22 protein-coding genes and 2 pseudogenes are annotated in these 16,860 nt (G+C 61.9%); 3 read left to right on the forward strand and 21 right to left on the reverse strand.

Translation table 11 applies throughout. The features are described 5' to 3' along the window. Positions 1-370 precede the first annotated feature (370 nt). Positions 371-607 (forward strand): DegV family protein, encoded by a 237-nt coding sequence (locus DXD48_RS01710; protein ID WP_117563753.1) that lies wholly within the window; start codon positions 371-373, stop codon positions 605-607. 116 nt (positions 608-723) lie between these two features. Here DXD48_RS01710 and DXD48_RS01715 read toward each other — a convergent pair whose 3' ends face one another. The 8 genes from DXD48_RS01715 to DXD48_RS01750 all read right to left on the reverse strand — a co-directional run bounded on the left by DXD48_RS01715 (position 724) and on the right by DXD48_RS01750 (position 8,730). Further along, positions 724-1,608, reverse strand: coding sequence for an ROK family protein (locus DXD48_RS01715; RefSeq protein WP_199407873.1), 885 nt, complete (start codon positions 1,606-1,608; stop codon positions 724-726). A 79-nt stretch (positions 1,609-1,687) separates the two neighbouring features. Then, entirely contained in the window at positions 1,688-2,812 is a 1,125-nt protein-coding gene (locus tag DXD48_RS01720; protein ID WP_172676343.1) for a glycoside hydrolase family 172 protein, read from the reverse strand. Between the two features lie 12 nt (positions 2,813-2,824). Next, positions 2,825-3,223 carry a PTS sugar transporter subunit IIA gene (locus DXD48_RS01725; protein ID WP_089572475.1) on the reverse strand — a complete coding sequence of 133 codons (399 nt, stop codon included), beginning with the start codon at positions 3,221-3,223 and terminating at the stop codon, positions 2,825-2,827. Positions 3,224-3,249: 26 nt separating this feature from the next. Continuing rightward, entirely contained in the window at positions 3,250-4,083 is an 834-nt protein-coding gene (locus DXD48_RS01730; RefSeq protein WP_117563754.1) for a PTS system mannose/fructose/sorbose family transporter subunit IID, read from the reverse strand. A gap of 2 nt (positions 4,084-4,085) precedes the next feature. Continuing rightward, entirely contained in the window at positions 4,086-4,871 is a 786-nt protein-coding gene (locus DXD48_RS01735) for a PTS sugar transporter subunit IIC (protein WP_117563755.1), read from the reverse strand. 9 nt (positions 4,872-4,880) lie between these two features. Next, positions 4,881-5,354: a PTS sugar transporter subunit IIB gene (locus DXD48_RS01740; protein WP_117563756.1), complete on the reverse strand. Its 474-nt coding sequence runs from the start codon at positions 5,352-5,354 to the stop codon at positions 4,881-4,883. A 123-nt stretch (positions 5,355-5,477) separates the two neighbouring features. Further along, on the reverse strand, positions 5,478-8,219 hold the full coding sequence (locus DXD48_RS01745; protein WP_117563757.1) for a PRD domain-containing protein: 2,742 nt from the start codon (positions 8,217-8,219) through the stop codon (positions 5,478-5,480). 193 nt (positions 8,220-8,412) lie between these two features. Beyond that, positions 8,413-8,730: a hypothetical protein gene (locus DXD48_RS01750; RefSeq protein WP_158548906.1), complete on the reverse strand. Its 318-nt coding sequence runs from the start codon at positions 8,728-8,730 to the stop codon at positions 8,413-8,415. On the opposite strand from DXD48_RS01750, the pseudogene DXD48_RS10210 reads away from it, so the two are divergent. Both DXD48_RS10210 and DXD48_RS10215 read left to right on the forward strand, forming a co-directional pair. After that, a pseudogene (locus tag DXD48_RS10210) lies at positions 8,687-8,794 on the forward strand (hypothetical protein); the annotation flags it as partial. The gene DXD48_RS01750 and the pseudogene DXD48_RS10210 overlap by 44 nt on opposite strands. Positions 8,795-9,086: 292 nt before the next feature. Further along, a complete protein-coding gene (locus DXD48_RS10215; RefSeq protein ID WP_231501554.1) occupies positions 9,087-9,188 on the forward strand; it encodes an IS3 family transposase in 102 nt (33 codons plus the stop codon). Positions 9,189-9,955: 767 nt separating this feature from the next. Here the strand turns inward: DXD48_RS10215 and rplX are convergent. From rplX to DXD48_RS01820, 13 genes and pseudogenes are all read right to left on the reverse strand, one after another. Further along, a complete protein-coding gene (gene rplX / locus DXD48_RS01760) occupies positions 9,956-10,261 on the reverse strand; it encodes a 50S ribosomal protein L24 (RefSeq protein ID WP_006235043.1) in 306 nt (101 codons plus the stop codon). Positions 10,262-10,274: 13 nt separating this feature from the next. Next, the gene (rplN, locus tag DXD48_RS01765) at positions 10,275-10,643 is read right to left on the reverse strand and encodes a 50S ribosomal protein L14 (protein WP_006235041.1); all 369 of its coding nucleotides are present in this window, start codon (positions 10,641-10,643) and stop codon (positions 10,275-10,277) included. A 118-nt stretch (positions 10,644-10,761) separates the two neighbouring features. Beyond that, positions 10,762-11,022 carry a 30S ribosomal protein S17 gene (rpsQ, locus tag DXD48_RS01770; RefSeq protein ID WP_006235040.1) on the reverse strand — a complete coding sequence of 87 codons (261 nt, stop codon included), beginning with the start codon at positions 11,020-11,022 and terminating at the stop codon, positions 10,762-10,764. Positions 11,023-11,038: 16 nt separating this feature from the next. After that, the gene (gene rpmC, locus DXD48_RS01775; RefSeq protein WP_006235039.1) at positions 11,039-11,254 is read right to left on the reverse strand and encodes a 50S ribosomal protein L29; all 216 of its coding nucleotides are present in this window, start codon (positions 11,252-11,254) and stop codon (positions 11,039-11,041) included. A 107-nt stretch (positions 11,255-11,361) separates the two neighbouring features. Next, a pseudogene (gene rplP, locus DXD48_RS01780) lies at positions 11,362-11,757 on the reverse strand (50S ribosomal protein L16); the annotation flags it as partial. Continuing rightward, a complete protein-coding gene (gene rpsC / locus DXD48_RS01785; RefSeq protein ID WP_006235037.1) occupies positions 11,757-12,467 on the reverse strand; it encodes a 30S ribosomal protein S3 in 711 nt (236 codons plus the stop codon). The pseudogene rplP and the gene rpsC, both read right to left, overlap by 1 nt. A 6-nt stretch (positions 12,468-12,473) precedes the next feature. Continuing rightward, positions 12,474-12,845 (reverse strand): 50S ribosomal protein L22, encoded by a 372-nt coding sequence (rplV, locus tag DXD48_RS01790; RefSeq protein ID WP_006235036.1) that lies wholly within the window; start codon positions 12,843-12,845, stop codon positions 12,474-12,476. A 14-nt stretch (positions 12,846-12,859) separates the two neighbouring features. Further along, the gene (gene rpsS / locus DXD48_RS01795; protein WP_006235035.1) at positions 12,860-13,120 is read right to left on the reverse strand and encodes a 30S ribosomal protein S19; all 261 of its coding nucleotides are present in this window, start codon (positions 13,118-13,120) and stop codon (positions 12,860-12,862) included. Between the two features lie 32 nt (positions 13,121-13,152). Further along, the gene (rplB, locus tag DXD48_RS01800; RefSeq protein ID WP_055250219.1) at positions 13,153-13,983 is read right to left on the reverse strand and encodes a 50S ribosomal protein L2; all 831 of its coding nucleotides are present in this window, start codon (positions 13,981-13,983) and stop codon (positions 13,153-13,155) included. Between the two features lie 179 nt (positions 13,984-14,162). Beyond that, positions 14,163-14,450 (reverse strand): 50S ribosomal protein L23, encoded by a 288-nt coding sequence (rplW, locus tag DXD48_RS01805; protein WP_022094197.1) that lies wholly within the window; start codon positions 14,448-14,450, stop codon positions 14,163-14,165. Beyond that, entirely contained in the window at positions 14,451-15,077 is a 627-nt protein-coding gene (rplD, locus tag DXD48_RS01810; RefSeq protein ID WP_006235032.1) for a 50S ribosomal protein L4, read from the reverse strand. Between the two features lie 46 nt (positions 15,078-15,123). Next, the gene (gene rplC, locus DXD48_RS01815; RefSeq protein WP_035137484.1) at positions 15,124-15,744 is read right to left on the reverse strand and encodes a 50S ribosomal protein L3; all 621 of its coding nucleotides are present in this window, start codon (positions 15,742-15,744) and stop codon (positions 15,124-15,126) included. Between the two features lie 459 nt (positions 15,745-16,203). Continuing rightward, on the reverse strand, positions 16,204-16,824 hold the full coding sequence (locus DXD48_RS01820; protein WP_117563758.1) for a histidine phosphatase family protein: 621 nt from the start codon (positions 16,822-16,824) through the stop codon (positions 16,204-16,206). Positions 16,825-16,860 lie beyond the last annotated feature (36 nt).

Consider the following 16,860-nt stretch of genomic DNA (forward strand, 5'->3'; position numbering starts at 1 on the left):
CCCGATTTTGCCTCTTGACAATGTCCTGCTCATATTAAAAGGAACGTTCCAAACTGCAGACAGAAAAGAACGTCCCCAGGCGCCGGCATTTCAAGAGCACTCATTTAAGTCTGTCCCCAATGAGTGGGAGTAATCAGAGACCCTTTGCGAGGGAGGCCGGACGTGGCCTTCCTCGTTTTTATTCATGGACTTTAGTCCGTGCCGCGCGGCACGCGCGGCATAGAAAGCCACCCGCTCAGCGGGTGGAGGCCAATTTCCGCTACGCGACAAAAACCTTCCCCCTAGCATGAGGATTGTTCAGGTCATCATACTAGGGGGAGGTGATTGCTGTGGCCCAGAAAGCCAACAGCCTCGCGTACACGAAATGGCTGTGCAAGTACCGCATCGCACCGAGGTCAAGCTCATCGCCGCCATCGTCGAGAAGCACCCCAAGGTGCGCTTTGCCGCGAGCCGCACCTCGGCCCACGCCGACCTCTACGACCGCATGGAGCAGGCCCTGTGCGAGTGCGTGGCCAACGCGGTGGAGGTCGTCCGCTCCGACATCAGCCCCGCGCTTCTTGTCCACACCGGTCCAAACCTCGTGGGTGTGGCGGTCCAGGGACTCTAGCGGAGGCGGGGCGTCCTGCCCCAAAAACAAATGCAAAAGACGAGCACTTCTTGCCGCTCAATTGGCAAGAAGCGCTCGTCTTTTCTTAACGCGTTGTATGGCGGAGAGAGCGCAAGTTACGCGAGCGCCCTTCTTGCCAGCTCGGCCGCGCCGAGGATTCCTTGGTCGCCGCCGCAGCCCGGGGCGCAGATGTAGCTCTCCATGTCCTTAAGCTCGGCGGTCTGGATGTAGCCACCCAGATATTCGAGGGTCTTCTTGCGGACGATGCCGTAGAGCTGCTCCTGGTGCATCACGCCGCCGCCGAGGACGATGCGGCGAGGCGAGTACATGAGCACGAGGTTCGCGCACATCTGCCCCAGATAATCCCCCTCGAGCGCCCACACCTCATCGTTGTCCGCGAGCTCGGCCGCGGGCTTTCCCCAGCGCGCGGCGATGGCGGGGCCGGAGGCGAGCCCCTCGAGACAGCTCGCGTGGCTCGGGCAGACGCAGCGTCCCTCCTCGGTGGGACGGGTCCTTACCAGCATGTGACCGGCCTCGGGGTGCAGCATGCCGTGAAGGAGTCTGCCCGCGCACATGACGCCCGCGCCCACGCCGGTGCCGATGGTCACGTAGACGGCGTCCTCGAGCCCCTTGCAGCAGCCGAAGACCACTTCGCCGAGGCAGGCAACGTTCACGTCCGTGTCGTAGGCCACCGGAATCCCGAGGGCGTCGGCGAACGCGGCGCGAAGACCATGGCCTCGCCACGCGAGCTTGGGCGTCTGGAGAATGGAGCCGTAGCGCTCGTCGTTGGGGTCGACGCAGGTCGGGCCGAAGGCGCCGATGCCCAACGCGTCCACATCGCGGGCGGTGAACCACTCGATCATCTGCGGGACGGTCTCGGCGGGCGTAAGCGTCGGGGTCTCCATACGGTCGAGGACCTCGCCGTCGCCGGACACCACGGCACAGACCATCTTGGTCCCGCCGGCTTCGAGGGCGCCGAGCCTCATTTGCTTTTCGCTCATGTGATCCTCCTTACAAAGGGACGCCCGCAGTCATGGTCAACCGCGGGCGCCCATAACGTTGGCTTGTTTCGAGGCGACCCTACCTGGGCACGCGGTCCTGCCTTGCGGCAAACGGGGCGAGCACGGCGTGCGGCTCGCTTTGGTACCAGTAGGCGACGGTGGAGATGTCGTCCTCGCGCTCGTAGAGCTTGATGTCGTCGTTGCCGAGGTCCTGGAACGTCACACGCAGGTCCTCCTTGAACGAGATCGGGTCGGGAAGGTGCCACCTGTAGAGGCCGTGCCTGGGCAGCGCGTCGTCGTTAGTCGCGAGCATCGGATTCGGGTTCGGCTTGCCCGCGCTGAAGCGGTCGCGCGTGGCGTCGCGCGTCGAGCGGTACGGGTAGCCGGCGAACAGCGTGTTGAAGCACTGCGCCTCGGGCAACGCGTGGGGCGGCCTGTCGAGGAAGGCCCAGGCACCGCCGAAGTAGTCCTCGGCTCCCGTCGAGGTGACCGTGGGGAACTCCTCGTCGCCGTCGAGGAAGAACTTCATCTCGCCCTCGCCCCACCAATAGCGCTCCAGGGCGCACAGGGCCATGTAGGTGCCGACGTAGTAGCCCTTGCCGCGCACGCCGTCGAGCACGGTGTAGTCGACGCCCCTGCGGGTGCTGCGCTCGCGGTTAAAGCGGGCGTGGAAGTACATGGCGTCGTCCGGCACGTCGGTGAGCGCGTAGTTGAACGTGTAGAAGATGTACTTAATGAACCCGGGGTGCTCGCTCGTAAGCGTGACCTTGGCGTGCTTCCTGAAGGGCATCTCGAAGTAGCAGTTCATGCCGCCCGTCGGGTTCACGCAGATGGGCATCGAGTTGACGATGGCGCGCTCACCGAAGCCGTTGCAGAAGAAGTCGCCGACAGGGCACTCGACCGAGGGGGTCTCCTCGTCGTCCCAGTAGAAGCGCAGCACGAGGTCACGCATGACGAAGCTGCCGGCGGCGGTCTTGTCGGGGACGGTCATCCAGATGTGGCGGATGATGCCGGGGCCCTCGATGTCCGCGAGCGTGATGGTCTCGCCGGACTCAAGGGGCACGCAGCACGAGCCCTTGCGGCCGACGCCGAGGTGGCTGGCCGACATGGCGGCGCGGCCCTTCTCGCCCGTGATGTTCTCGGGGGTGATGGCGCGGCTTTCCTCACCGCCGTGCATCCACACGTCCTTAAGGAACTCTCTCATCGTCGACCTCCTCTATTCGTCGTCGTCGCACTCGGCGGAACTGGCACCGTTCACGTAGATGATCTGCTGGCGCGCCTCGTTGACGAGGGCGTCGAAGTCGAGTTTCTCGTCGGGGCGCGCGAGCGCGACCGTCATGGCGAGCGGGAGGTTGACACCCGCGATCACGTGGATCCGGTCGGAGGCGAAGCGGGAAAAGCGCTGGTTCACGCTGCCGCCGTACGCGTCGGTGAGGACGACGACCTCGTCAGTGCCCGAAAGAGCCGCCTCGACCGCCGCGTCGAGCCCCTCGCCGTTGTCGTTCACGTAGGCGCACACGGCGTTGACGGCGTCGCCCTTACCCGTAAGGAACTCGAGGGTGTCCTTGAAGCCCTGGGCGAGAAGGGAATGGCTCGCCACAACTATCTTTCTCATTGATTCACCAATCTCTTGGGTCGAAGCTAGGCGAGGATGCCGGCGGCGGAGGCGACCATCGCGAGGACGATCACCACGAGGATGAGGGCCGTCATGCTCGCGTTCTTCTTGGTAAGAAGGTAATACGCGCTTCCCGTGATGGCGGCGGGGATCATGGCAGGCAGGATCTTGTCGAGCAGCGGCTGAATCTCCATCGCGACGTCGCCGAAGCTGAAGCTAATCGGGCAGGTGACGCCGATGACCGAGGCGATGAGGCAGCCGACCACGGTGAGGCCGAGCACGGAGGCGGCGGCAGTGAGGTTGGGAAGCTTCTCGCTGAAGTCGGTGACGAGCTTCACGCCCTGCTTGTAGCCGAACTCGAGGGCGTGCATGCGGACCCAGAAGATGGCCAGGATGAGCGCGAACCAGATGCCGGCTCCCACGGGGTTGCCCTCGATGGCCATGTAGGCGGCGATGGAGCCCATGATGGTCGGGATCATGGTCATGAGCAGGGAGTCGCCAACGCCGGCGAGCGGTCCCATGGTGCCGATCTTCAGGTCTTGGACGGCGTCCGCCGCCGCTAGGCCGTCGCGCTCCTCCATGGCCACGCAGGCGCCAAGGATGATGGCGGCGAGCCAAGGCTGGGTGTTGTAGTAGCGGAAGTGGTTGTTGAGCGCTTGCTTATAGTCCTCGTCGTTCGTGTAGATCTTCCTCAGGACCGGCGAGAGGGCGTAGGCGACTGAGGCGCCCTGCTGGGTCTGGTAGTTGAAGGTGCACACGCTCATGAGCCAGCGCCAGTTCGCGTTGCGCAGGTCCTTCTTGGTGACCTTGTAGCCGGAGGGCTTGCCCTTGGCGACGGCGGTGATGTTCTCGTTTTCCATGGTTACTCATCCTCTCCGATGAAGGCGTCTGCGGAAGCGTGGGCGGCGAGCTCGGTGTCCCTCTCGGCGCGCTGGTAGAACGCGATCGCGAGGGCAAAGCCGACGATGGCGGCGCCGATGATGGGCACGTTCAGGAAGGCCGAGAGGAAGAAGCCGGCGAGCAGGTACTGGAAGTACTTGCCGGTGGGCATGTAACGCAGCAGCATCGCGATTCCGACGGCCGGGAGCATCTTGCCGGCGAGGGTGAGGCCGGAAAGGAACCACTGGGGCATAACCTCGAGGAGCCAGTTGACGGCGGGCTGGCCGAGGGTCACGGAGACAAAGACGGGCAGGGCGGCGCACAGGCCGAAGAGCACGGGGCAGACCCACAGGATGGCGTTCATCTGCTTGAACTTGCCCTCGTCGCAGAACTTCTGGGACTTCTCGACGACGAAGCCGTTGAGGATCTTGACGATGACGTCGAGCTGGATGCCGAGCATGCCGACCGGCAGGCCGATGGCGAGGCCCGTGTCCGCGCCCAGGGTCACGCCGTAGGCTGTGGCGATGATGGCCATCGTGCCGTAGTCGGGAATCGACGAGCCGCCGAAGCCCGCGACGCCGAGCTGCATGAGCTGGATGGTGCCGCCGATGACGAGGCCGGTCTGCCAGTCGCCCATGACGACACCGGTGATAAGGCCCCAGAAGACGGCATAGTTGACGAAGATCATCGGGATGCCGTAGTAGTCCACGTGCTTGATGAAGGCCAGCAGGGTCAAAAGGACGACCTGCAGGATAGTGAAGTTGACCATGATCCCTCCTTAGATGAGGTCGGCGACGGAGACGGGCTTGTCGGCGGGCACGAACTGTGCCGTCACCTTGACGCCGTGGGCGATGAGCGCCTTGTAGCTCTGGACGTTCTCGGCGGAGGCATAGGCGCGCTGGGTGAGCTGGACGCCGCCCTCCTTGACAAGAGAGCCGCCGACGATCAGCGACGGGAGCTCGATGCCCGACTCGACCAGGTGAAGGATCGTCTCGGGCTCCTTGGCGATGACAAAGACCTTCTCGCGGTCGTACTTGCCCGCCGCGAAGTTCTTGAGCGCGGTCTGCTCGGAGATGATCGAGACGGCCATGCCCGCGGGGCGCGCCATCCTCATGGTGGACTTCAGGACCTCGTCGCCGGCGACCTTGTCGTCGATGACCATGACTCGGGTAGCGCCCGACACCGGGGCCCACTGCGTCACGATGATGCCGTGAAGCAGGCGATTGTCGATTCGTGCCATAACAACACTCATGTTTGCTCCTATCAAATGAAGTTTTACGTTCGGTACTGCCTCGGCGCTATCCGGATTCGCGCCGGGCAAGGGGTTATCGGATTATTGAGGACGCGCGGTCAGCTTGCGGCGGCGCGGGGAAGGTCACTCGTCGAGCAGGAGGTCCGAGGAGCCGAGGCGCTCTTCTCGCGCCGGGGCGGCGCTCACGCTTATGTAGTCGAAGACATATGCGATCTCGCTTACGGGAACCTCTACGCGATAGCGCGTCGAGATGCTCGAGAAGCTCTGCCTGAAGGACTCGATGAAATCGGCGCGTTCCTCCTCGAAGCGGTCCTGGCCAACGTAGGTCTCAATGGGGTTTCTGGTAACAAGGCGCTCGACGAGACAGCAGAGGTGAACGTAGAGCCCAATGATGGCGTTGCTGCCGATCTTCTCGCCTGTCCTGCGCTGAAGCTCGTGCACGGCGCTCTCGATCTCATGGAATAGCCGCTCCGGGTCGAGGATGGTGATGGAGCGGATGACGTTCTGCAGCGTCATGTTCGAGAGCAGCTTCTCGTGGAAAGAAGAGAGCTCGGAAGCGTCAAGCCACCTGCCGAACACGGCATCAACCTTAGAGGCGGACGCCGTCGACATGATGTCCTCGAGGGCGACGAAGGGGACGGAGGCGACCCCGGGGTCTCCCGTGCCGATGACGGCGCAGACGCGGTGCTCGGAGAAAACGGCGTCGTTCGACCCGTTCGCGACGAGCTGCTTGAAGGGCCTCGTGAGCAGGCGCGCGCCTATGGTGCGCGGGAGGCTCTGCGAGACGAGCTGGCGTATCCTCTCCGCGGCGTCGACCCCGGACTCGGAGCAGAAGACGATGGCGTCCTCACGGTTGACGCGCTCGATCACCTTGCAGTGCGTCACGCACGCGGCGGTCGCATCGCCAAGAACCTCGGCGATGGACTTGCCGCCGAGCAGCCCGACCCCGATCTCGAGCGCAAGACCGGTAGAGACGTTGTTCACCACGCCGATAGTGGAGTCGGTAACGTTCTCGAGGGCCTTATAGGCCTCCTCCAAGGAGCCCATGTCGACGAGGAACACGACCCCGGTGCAGTAGGAATGGCGGTCGACGAGGCGCTGGAGCGGACCGACGATGTCCTTCAGCTGCTGGTCGTAGGGCATGTCGACAGCCTCGTACACATGCATGCCGAGCATACGGTTCGCCGCGTCGGCGATGCTCGTCGCCGTTGAGTAGCCGTGGGACAAGATGACGCAGAGCGTCCGAAGGGCCTTCGCATCGCGAGACTCCGATGCGACGCACAGCGTCAGAAGCGTCTTCGTGAAGTGATCGAGCGAGATTCCCAGCGCCCCTTCCACGTCTGCGGCGACCTGATCGGAGACACTCGAGGCAAACGGCAATTCGGAGGTCACGGCACCGAGGAGATGGGAGATTTGCTCCGCACAGGCAGACTTTCGCTTAGCCAGGCCGATACCCGGCCACAACTGCAGGCAAATCTCCTGGGCCAGTAGAAAAGCGACCTTCCTCGAAAGCTCGATGCCATAAGAAGAGCCTGCGTCGGCAAGGACCGCGCCCACGACGCGCTCGAAGGCGCGCGACCTCGAGGAGGCGACGCCGCGGTCGAAGATCAAGTGATCCTCAACGCCGCGCACAGCGGAGACAGCTTGCGAGACAAGCTCGGAGACAGAGAGCTCCCCGGCGCAGAATCGCTCATCGAGGGAGCACAGGGCATCGAGCGCCTGCTCGACCGGCCCTGTGCTCTCGGCGGCATCCAGAGACGCGTCGATCAGAACGCCATCGTCGGGCTGTTGATCGATCTGCGCGGAGGAGAGGAGCCCGCTGGGAAGAAGATACGGGCGAACGACGACGTAGTCGCCCTCGCGATTGAGGAACGCTTTGGCGCAGCAGTTCGTCACGCAGGCGCGCAAGCCGGCGATGTTATCGGAAAAGTCCGCGTTCACGAGGCAACGGTATGCGCCGCGGCTGATCTTCACATCAGAACCGATTCGGCACCCCTCGCTGCGCAGGAAGCTCAAGATGAGATCCTCGCGCTCCTCGGGGGTCCGCTCCTTGAGTGAGGGGACGCGGGCACAGATGGGCATTTTGCTGTAGGCCGAGGAAACCTTCAGGTCATCGGCGGAAAGCGTCGTCGAAAGAACGAGGCGAGCGCGCGGCGCATCCTGGGAGGCATCGAGCCCGAGGGCCGTCGCAAGGCAGTGCTCCATCGCAGAGGGAGAGAGTGCCTCGATGCCGTTGACAAAGACCACACCCCCGCGCGCTTTCGCGATCGACTCGTCAAGAAGCCCGTTGAACGAGGCGGCGTCCGGGACCCCGGCGCAGTCGATGCGCACATAGGAGGAGTCGCGGGACAGCAAGCCCTGGTTCTTGCCGTACTCGTACACAAGGCGAGAAAGGAAAGACTTACCGACACCCACGCCGCCGCTCAAGAGGATGGGCAGGCCAAACGGAGGGTACTGAACCGCAGCCTTGCACTGCTCGACAACGGAGCTGAGGCTCATGTCGAAGCCCACGGCACGCGCGAAGTCGCGGTGATCGGCGATTCCCGTCGCCTGGATGAGGTCGGCGAGCGAGGCGTACTCGCTTGCAGAGAGCTTTACCTGAAAACGCTTCTGGAACGCGCGGCGATGAAAATAACGGACAGGCCTGCCCGCCACCTTAACCACAAGACCGGCGCGAACAAGGTCGTTGAGGTACTGGCTCGCCAGGCTCCTGGAGATGATGAGCGTCTCGGCGATGTCGGAGGTGGACAGACGGGCAAGGTCGTCGAGCGAGACGGCAGAGGTGAGGGCCTCGAGATGCTCGAGAATCCTGTCCCTCATGTCGACGGGTTTCTTTGCCAAGCTGTCCTGTGTGGTCTTGTCCATGACTTCTTACCTCCTCGTACAAGGAGTATAAGGGGAGAACAGAGAACGGAAGGGGGCGCGTGGGGGAATCAACAGCTCCGAGGAAAAGTCCACCACTTGAGGGGCAGAAAACAACGGCCATTGAACATTCAGGGCCGACGCTCAACACTTCGGCTCGACACTTCGCTTTGGAAAGGGCCCCGGCGCGCCGGGCCTAAAGCTTAACCATGCGCGCGGCGATGCGGGCGCAGTCGCAGGCGGCCTTCTTCTCGAAGGTGTTGTAGTCGACGACCCGGCCCTCGGCGCAGGGCTTGTCGCTGATGGCGCGCACGACGACGAGGGGCACGCCGTTGAGATAGGAGGCCTGCGCGATGGTGCAGCCCTCCATCTCGCAGCACAGGTCGCCGAAGGCCGCGAGGATTCGCTCCTTCTGTTCCGCGGGCGAGACGAACTGGTCGCCGGAGACGACGCGGCCCTTGAGGACCTTAATGTCGGGGGCGACGGCGGCCGCGGCGGCGCACGCCGCCAGCAAGGGCCGGAACGGATCGCGCAAGATCAAGGCGTCGCCCGGGAGGTCGGGCGTTACCGTCAGCCGGCGCCGCGTCTGCCGCATCATGAGGAAGAACGGCCTGGCCGGCGCATACGGCAGGAAGAGGTTCAAGGTGCACCCCGGGGCGGTCAACGAGGCCGACGTGTCGAACGTCGTCGCGCGCGGCTTCGGCGGCAGGGCGCCGTGCACCCATATATGCAGCGACTTGGCCTGCGTGCGCGTCGGGGCGTCGTGGAACTACGTCTGCCTGCTCGTCGACCTCTGCAACGGGGAGATCGTCGGCCACTCCGAAGGACCGAGGAGGGACGCGCGAGCTCCGAGCCAAGCTCTTGGATTACGTGCACTGGTACAACAACTTCAGGATCCACTCGACGCTGGGCTACATGTCGCCGGTCGAGTTCAGGGAGGCGGGGCCGTCCCTCCCGGAATCGTCCAAATAAGTGTTGCCAATCCATAGCCAATCCAGCCATCATCTTCGCGAAGGCGGACGTCAGGAAAAGCTCGGCTTGAGCTCGGTCGGACGCGGTCTGTGGGGCATCATTCAGGCTCAGGGGGTCTCCTTGTCTTCTTCGGTCGCAACCTGAATGATAGGGACGGCCCCTTCTCTCTTTCCCCTTCGTTTTCGACGCGTCACCCTCTCGGCGGGCTTAAGGCCCGCGCTCGCGGGTGCAGGGGCTACGCCCAAACCCCAAAAACGTAACGCCGTGCTCGAAGCGTTTCCGGACGTCAGCGTAATCTCAAATCCCGTTCGTCAACTCATGGGCAAGCCACCTGAGACTACTCATTTCTCCTACTGGCAATGAAGACCTGCGACCTGCAGTTTTGCAAACTGCTTGAAAGCCACCTGCGTTGATTCACTTCCTATTGCAGCTGGCGGCTTGCACGCGAAAAGGCATTTAAGTTTCAAAACGGGCGTTTTCGGCGCTATCGAGCCTCCAAAGGCATCCCGCCGCGCCCTTTGGGACAAAAACAAAAACTCAAAGCCCTGAGTTCGAAAATAGTTTTTGGAGTTGTCCCGACTTTTGTCCCCGAAGCCGACGAAACGCGACAGGGTATCACCTGGCGGCACTCGATTCGAGACGGCACCGAAAACTGGATGCAACCGGAATGACGGGACGGCAGAACCGAAGCCATCGAGTGGGGATAGAAAAAGGCCCGGGTGCCGTGGCATCCGGGCCTTTGCTAGCAACTTGATGTTGCGGGCAGCTTAGAACTTGTGGCCGCACTTCTTGCAGACGCGCAGCTTGTTCTTGCCGTCCTTCTCGTGACCGACGCGGGTAACCTTACCGCACTCGGGGCAGACGAGATTGACGTTGGAGGCGTCGATGGGAGCCTCCTGCGAAACGATGCCGCCCTGCTGGTTGGCAGCGTTGGGCTTGACGGCCTTCTTGACGACCGAAACGCCCTCGACAACGACCTTGTTCTCGGCGGGGAGAGCACGCAGGACAACGCCCTGCTTGCCGCGATCCTTACCAGAGAGAACCTGGACCTTATCGCCCTTCTTGATATACATATATCTCCCCTAACTACAGGGTCTCGGGAGCGAGCGAGACGATCTTCATGTACTTCTTGTCACGAAGCTCGCGAGCGACGGGCCCGAAGATACGGGTGCCGACGGGCGAACCATCGTTGTTGATGACAACGCAGGCGTTCTCATCAAAGCGAATGTAGGAGCCATCCTTGCGGCGGATCTCCTTAACGGTGCGAACGACGACGCAACGGACAACGTCCTTCTTCTTGACGTTGGCGCCAGGGGTAGCCTCCTGGACAGCACCGATGAACACATCGCCGATGCCTGCATAACGACGCTTGGAACCGCCAAGCACCTTGATGCAGCGAATCTTGCGAGCGCCGGAGTTGTCGGCGACGTTCAGCATGGTTTGCATCTGAATCATGGTAGATGTTCCTCCGAACTAAGAACCGAAGAGAGGTGCGCAGCCTTTATACGGCCCGTGGTATGCAAGCCAGGCATACGCACATCTTCGGAAACGTACAAGTCGTAAGAGCGACTGCTTATTTAGCGCGCTCGACGACCTCGATGAGGCGCCAACGCTTCATCTTGGACATAGGACGGGTCTCCATAACGCGGACGGTATCGCCCACGCCAGCCGTGCACTCCTCGTCGTGAGCGTGCAGCTTCTTGGAGCTGGTCATCATCTTGCCGTACTTGGGGTGACGCTTGCGCTCGGTGATGGTGACAACAATGGTCTTGGCACCGGAGACGGAGGTAACGACACCCGTACGGACCTTACGCGAGTTACGCGAATCAGTCATGTTCTCTCCTTAGGTCCTACTCGGCGACAGCGGACTTCTCCGCTGCGATCTCGCGGGCGCGCTGCTCCGTGAGGACGCGAGCGATGTCCTTCTTCACGGTGTTGACGCGAGCGGTGTTGTCCAGCTGGCTGGTGGCCATCTGGAAACGAAGGTTAAAGAGCTCGGCGCGCATTTCCTTCAGCTTCTCAACGAGCTGAGCGTCCGAGAGCTCACGAATCTCTGCGGGCTTCATTAGTTCTCCTCCTTGGCGGCGGCGGCGTCCTCAGCAGCCCACTTGGCCTCGAGAGCGGCCTCCTCAGCCATCTCCTTCTCGATGCGCTGCTCAGCGTTCTTGGCAGCAACAATCTTGGTCTTGATGGGAAGCTTGTGCTGTGCAAGACGCAGAGCCTCGCGAGCGACCTCCTCGGGCACGCCCTTGACCTCGAACATGATGCGGCCGGGCTTGACGACGGCCACCCACTCCTCGGGGTTACCCTTACCAGAACCCATGCGAGTCTCGGCAGGCTTCTTGGTGATGGGCTTATCGGGGAAGATCGTGATGTAGACACGACCGCCACGCTTCATGTAGCGGGTCATGGCAATACGAGCGGCCTCGATCTGACGGTTGGTGATCCAATGGGCCTCGAGAGCCTGGATACCAAACTCGCCGAAATGCAGCTCGGTATTACCCTTGGCCTGGCCCTTCATGGAGCCACGCTGCACCTTGCGGTGAAGAATACGCTTAGGGGCAAGCACTACTGACCCCTCCTCTCGGAGTTACGACGACGAGGACGGGAAGAGCCCTCGAGTGCAGGGTTGGGAACAGGCTGGCCCGGGAGCTTCTCGCCCAGGTAGATCCAGACCTTCACGCCGCAAGCGCCCATGGTGGTGCTGGCGACAGCCGTGCCGTAGTCGATCTTGGCACGGAGGGTGTGCAGAGGCACGCGACCCTCGCGGTACCACTCACGACGGCCCATCTCGGCACCGCCGAGACGACCGGAGCACTGGATACGGATGCCCTTAGCGCCGGCCTTGCGGGCGGACTGGACAGCCTTGCGCATAGCGCGACGGAAGGCAACGCGGCCCTCGAGCTGCTCGGCGATAGACTGAGCAACGAGGTTGGCGTCGAGCTCGGGGCGCTTGATCTCGACAACGTCGACGGAGAGCTGGCCCTTGGAGACGCCAGCGACCTTCTCGAGCTCGGTGCGGAGGGTATCGATTTCGGCACCCTTCTTACCGATGACAACGCCGGGGCGAGCGGTGAGGATGATGACCTTCACCTTGTCGCCAGCGCGCTCGATCTCGACGCGGGAGACAGCTGCGCGGGAAAGACGCTTCTCGAGGTACTTGCGGATCTCGAGATCGTTACCGAGGGTCTTAGCGTAATCCTTCTCTGCGAACCAGCGGGAGCGCCAGTTCTCGGTGATGCCAAGACGGAAGCCGGTGGGGTAGACTTTCTGACCCATACAGCTTTACGCCTCCTTTCGAGGAGCAACGACGACGGTGATGTGGGAAGTACGCTTCAGAATGCGAGAAGCGGAACCCTTGGCGCGGGGACGGATGCGCTTAAGCGTCGGACCCTCGTCAACATAGGCAGCGGCGACAACCAGGTTGTCGGCACGCAGACCGTTGTTGTTCTCGGCGTTCGCAACGGCGGAACGGAGAACCTTCTCGACATCCACGGCGACGGCGCGGTCGCAGAAGTGGAGGATGTCGAAGGCCTGAGCGACAGGCTTGCGGCGGATCAGATCGACCACCAGGCGGGCCTTGCTGGGGGAAACACGCACGTACTTAGCGACGGCGCGAACCTCGGTGGCCTCAGTTTCAATAGACTTAGTTGCCATTTACGGTTAACCCCCTATTTGGCCTTGTGGCCACGGAACGTACGAGTCGGCGCGAACTCGCCGAGCTTGTGACCAACCATGGACTCGGTAACATACACGGGCACATGCTTGCGGCCGTCGTGGACGGCGATGGTGTGACCAACCATCTCGGGGAAGATGGTGGACGCGCGGGACCAGGTCTTCACGACGTCCTTCTTGCCAGCCTCGTTCATCGCGGTGATACGCGAGAGAAGGCGAGTCTCCACGAACGGGCCCTTTTTGAGACTTCTGCTCATAAGTGCTTTCTCCTAAAACTCGGTATCCGAAATTACTTCTTACGGCGACGAATGATGTGCTGGTTCGAGACCTTCTTCTTCTTGCGCGTACGAAGGCCCTTCGTCGGCTTACCCCAGGGGGTAACAGAGGGACGACCAGAGGTGTGGTTCTTGCCCTCGCCACCGCCGTGCGGGTGGTCGACAGGGTTCATGACGGTACCGCGGACGGTCGGGCGCACGTTCATGTGACGCTTACGGCCGGCCTTGCCGATGACGATGTTGGCGTGATCGGCGTTGCCGACCTCACCGACGGTGGCGCGGCAGGTAACGAGGATGCGGCGCATCTCGGAGGAAGGCATACGGACGATAGCGTACTTGCCCTCCTTACCCATCAGCTGGCAGGAATTACCGGCGGAACGGGCGATAGCAGCGCCCTTGCCCGGCTGGAACTCGACGGCGTGGATGAGCGTACCGACGGGGATGTCGGCGAGGGGCAGAGCGTTGCCCGGCTTGATGTCGGCGTCAGAACCGGACATGATGGTCTGACCGACCTCGAGGCCCTTGGGGGCCAGGATGTAGCGCTTCTCACCGTCAGCGTAGTGCAGCAGAGCGATGCGAGCGGAACGGTTCGGATCGTACTCGATCGTGGCAACCTTGGCGGGCACGCCGTCCTTGTTGCGCTTGAAGTCGATCACGCGGTAACGACGCTTCACGCCGCCGCCCTGGTGGCGGGTGGTGATGCGGCCGTTGTTGTTACGACCGGCCTTCTTGGGCAGGGGCTCGAGAAGAGACTTCTCGGGCTTGGTGCAGGTGATCTCGGAGAAATCGGAGATCGTCTGCCAACGCCTACCAGCGGAGGTCGGCTTAAGGTGCTTTACAGCCATTACAATCCCTTTCAATAGGAATCCGTTAGCCATCGCAGACAGGGATTCGAGGTTCTGCCTCGGGTGCGATGACACCGGACGTATACACGGTTCCGGGCGTGTCCATTTTATACGCCCGAAACCTTGAGCTCTCGCCTCCCCTATTTGGGAGGCATGAGCTCACTCAACAGCAGCGAGTCTTAGGCCTGGTTGCCAAAGACCTCGATGGTGTCGCCCTCGGCCAGCGTGACGATGGCCTTCTTCCAAGAACGGGTCTTGCCGGCGACATAGCGCACGCGCTTGGTCTTGGGCTTGACCGTCAGGGTGTTCACGCGAACGACCTTGACGCCGAAGATCTCCTCGACAGCGTCCTTGATCTGATACTTGTTAGCATCCTTGGCGACCTCGAACGTGTACTTGTTCAGCTCCATGCCGGAGAAGGAACGCTCGGACACGATCGGACGGATGATGATCTCGTGGGCGGTCATTTATGCAAGCACCTCCCCGAAGTGAGCGGCGATGTCGGCGGGCATCAGCACAGCGTTGTTGTTGACGAGATCGTAGGTGTTGGCCTCGTCGGCAGTGATGATGAACGTCTTGGGAATGTTGCGGAACGACAGGTAGGCGTTGACGTCCTCATCGCGAACGATGATGGTCAGACGCTTGCCCTCAAGGCCGAGAGCCTTGAGCATGGCGACGGCAGCCTTGGTGGAAGGCTTCTCGAAGCCGTAGTCGTCGACGAGCACGAGCTCGCCATCGGCCAGCTTGGCGGACAGCGCGGAGCGCATAGCCAGCTTGACCTCCTTGTTGTTCATACGCTTAGCGTAGGAACGGGGCTTGGGGGCGAAGACAACGCCACCGTGACGCCACTGGGCAGCACGGATGGAACCCTGGCGGGCACGGCCGGTGCCCTTCTGACGCCAAGGCTTCTTGCCGCCACCGGAAACCTCAGAGCGACCCTTAGCAGACTGGGTGCCCTGACGCCAAGAGGCCATCTGGCACTTGACGATGTGGTGCATAACGTGGATGTTCGGCTCGATGCCGTACACCTCAGCGGCGAGCTCGGCCTCGGCGACCTTCTTGCCCTCGCTGTTCTTTACTTCAAACTTTGCCATTTAAGTGTTCTCCTTGGTATGACGCTGGGCTAAATGGGCTGGGCCCTTAGGCCATACGGATGGCGACGAGACCATTCTTGGCACCCGGGACAGCGCCCTTGACCAAGATGAGGTTCTGCTCGGCATCGATGCGGACAACGGAAAGGTTCTTGACGGTAACGCGCTCGTTACCCATGTGACCGGCCATCTTGACGCCCTTGAGGACGCGCGCAGGATAGGCGCACTGACCGATAGAACCGGGGTGACGCTGGAAGTGAGAACCATGCGTCATAGGACCGCGGCGCTGACCCCAGCGCTTGATGCGACCCTGGAAGCCCTTACCCTTGGAGGTACCGATGACGTCGACCTTCTCGACATCAGCGAAATCAGCGACGGTGACGACCTCGCCGACCTTGTGCTCCTCGCCGTTCTCGACGCGGACCTCACGAAGGAAGCGGACAGGCTCGACGCCAGCCTTGGCGAAGTGACCAGCCATGGGCTTGTTCACGTTCTTGGCCTTGATGTCGCCGAAACCGATCTGGACGGCGTCATAGCCGTCGGTTGCCTGAGTTTTAACCTGCGAGACAGCGCAGGGGCCAGCCTGGATGACCGTGACGGGAACGACGTTATCGTCCTCGTCCCAAACCTGGGTCATGCCAATCTTGCGGCCGAGAATCATGCTGATCAAGATATGATCCCAACTCTCGCGTGGTCTTGGGACAATGCGTACACCACCGAGCGTACGCCCCTAGAGGACCACTACTTACACGACGTGCTCCCCAGTCTTGTATTGCGCCCGGACTACCTGACAACCCTATTAAGCAGGCATTTTGTCCAGCCAGAATACTCCCCTGGTTTCACACAGCTGTTTAGTATACACGGCTGCGGGCGTATCCATCGAGATTCATATTTCACTCACATTGTTTACGCAGGTAAAGTGCGTGGCACGTTCCCAGTGTGCGGCGGAGGGGGCGGGCCTGAGACATATTAAGGTTGCTGCTCTACAGTCCTGCTCACGACGGAGAGCACATTAAGTGCTCTCCTGTTCGTGCGGAACTCGCGACAACCTTAATATGTCTCAGGCCCGCCCCCTCCGCCGCACACTGGGAACGCCACGTTGATGTCTGCTAAACCTTGATCGCTCAGGCTAATGACTTTGCTGGGGATCTACAATTTGCTGCAAGGTGAACTTGCATTGGAGCGTATCGTCCTCTTCTCGCGCATCGTCAAAATCGAAGATCATGATGGCGCAGTTGGGGAGTTTTGTTGGGAGCTCGAAGCCCTCTGGGGCTGCAGCCTTGATGAATTGGCGGCTGGCGCTGCCGTGGCTTACTGCTAGGAGGGTTTCGATGCCCTCGGCGCCCATGAGATTGGTGAGGGTGCCCACCATGCGCTCCTGCAGGGCATGGCTTCCTTCTCCGCCAAATGGGATCAGGTCCTCGCCGGGGTCCCAGACGTCGGTGGGTAGGGCGTCGTGGGGGCCTTCTTCGAAGGTGCCGTAGCTGCGCTCGATGATGCCTTCGCAGGGCTCGACTGCTGCATCCCGGCCGAGGAGTTCGGTTGCGACGAGACTTGCCGTGTCCATGGCTCGGCCTAAGGGCGAAGAGACCACTTTGTCGGGAACGACGTTGTGGGCTTTGAGCCACGCGGCTGCCATCCCGGCTTGCTGACGACCCAGGTCGGTCAGCGGTGAATCGCAGCGGCCCTGGACCAGCTTTTTGACGTTAAACTCCGTCTGACCGTGGCGGAGTAGATACAGCTTCTTCATGCTCTCCCCTTCTGCATAACCTGCTTTGCCGGCACA

This window comes from Collinsella sp. TM05-37 (assembly GCF_003436455.1).
In the GTDB taxonomy this organism is placed as follows: Bacteria; Actinomycetota; Coriobacteriia; order Coriobacteriales; family Coriobacteriaceae; genus Collinsella.

Coding starts and splice junctions, on each gene's coding strand:
- rplD (WP_006235032.1), bottom strand. CDS start 15,077: ATGGCAAAGTTTGAAGTAAAGAACAGCGAGGGCAAGAAGGTCGCCGAG.
- DXD48_RS01735 (WP_117563755.1), bottom strand. CDS start 4,871: ATGGTCAACTTCACTATCCTGCAGGTCGTCCTTTTGACCCTGCTGGCC.
- rpsQ (WP_006235040.1), bottom strand. CDS start 11,022: ATGACTGATTCGCGTAACTCGCGTAAGGTCCGTACGGGTGTCGTTACC.
- DXD48_RS01730 (WP_117563754.1), bottom strand. CDS start 4,083: ATGGAAAACGAGAACATCACCGCCGTCGCCAAGGGCAAGCCCTCCGGC.
- rpsC (WP_006235037.1), bottom strand. CDS start 12,467: ATGGGTCAGAAAGTCTACCCCACCGGCTTCCGTCTTGGCATCACCGAG.
- rplV (WP_006235036.1), bottom strand. CDS start 12,845: ATGGCAACTAAGTCTATTGAAACTGAGGCCACCGAGGTTCGCGCCGTC.
- DXD48_RS01720 (WP_172676343.1), bottom strand. CDS start 2,812: ATGAGAGAGTTCCTTAAGGACGTGTGGATGCACGGCGGTGAGGAAAGC.
- rplB (WP_055250219.1), bottom strand. CDS start 13,983: ATGGCTGTAAAGCACCTTAAGCCGACCTCCGCTGGTAGGCGTTGGCAG.
- rpsS (WP_006235035.1), bottom strand. CDS start 13,120: ATGAGCAGAAGTCTCAAAAAGGGCCCGTTCGTGGAGACTCGCCTTCTC.
- rplW (WP_022094197.1), bottom strand. CDS start 14,450: ATGACCGCCCACGAGATCATCATCCGTCCGATCGTGTCCGAGCGTTCC.
- DXD48_RS01745 (WP_117563757.1), bottom strand. CDS start 8,219: ATGGACAAGACCACACAGGACAGCTTGGCAAAGAAACCCGTCGACATG.
- rpmC (WP_006235039.1), bottom strand. CDS start 11,254: ATGAAGCCCGCAGAGATTCGTGAGCTCTCGGACGCTCAGCTCGTTGAG.
- DXD48_RS01740 (WP_117563756.1), bottom strand. CDS start 5,354: ATGAGTGTTGTTATGGCACGAATCGACAATCGCCTGCTTCACGGCATC.
- DXD48_RS01725 (WP_089572475.1), bottom strand. CDS start 3,223: ATGAGAAAGATAGTTGTGGCGAGCCATTCCCTTCTCGCCCAGGGCTTC.
- rplN (WP_006235041.1), bottom strand. CDS start 10,643: ATGATTCAGATGCAAACCATGCTGAACGTCGCCGACAACTCCGGCGCT.
- rplX (WP_006235043.1), bottom strand. CDS start 10,261: ATGTATATCAAGAAGGGCGATAAGGTCCAGGTTCTCTCTGGTAAGGAT.
- DXD48_RS01715 (WP_199407873.1), bottom strand. CDS start 1,608: ATGAGCGAAAAGCAAATGAGGCTCGGCGCCCTCGAAGCCGGCGGGACC.
- DXD48_RS01820 (WP_117563758.1), bottom strand. CDS start 16,824: ATGAAGAAGCTGTATCTACTCCGCCACGGTCAGACGGAGTTTAACGTC.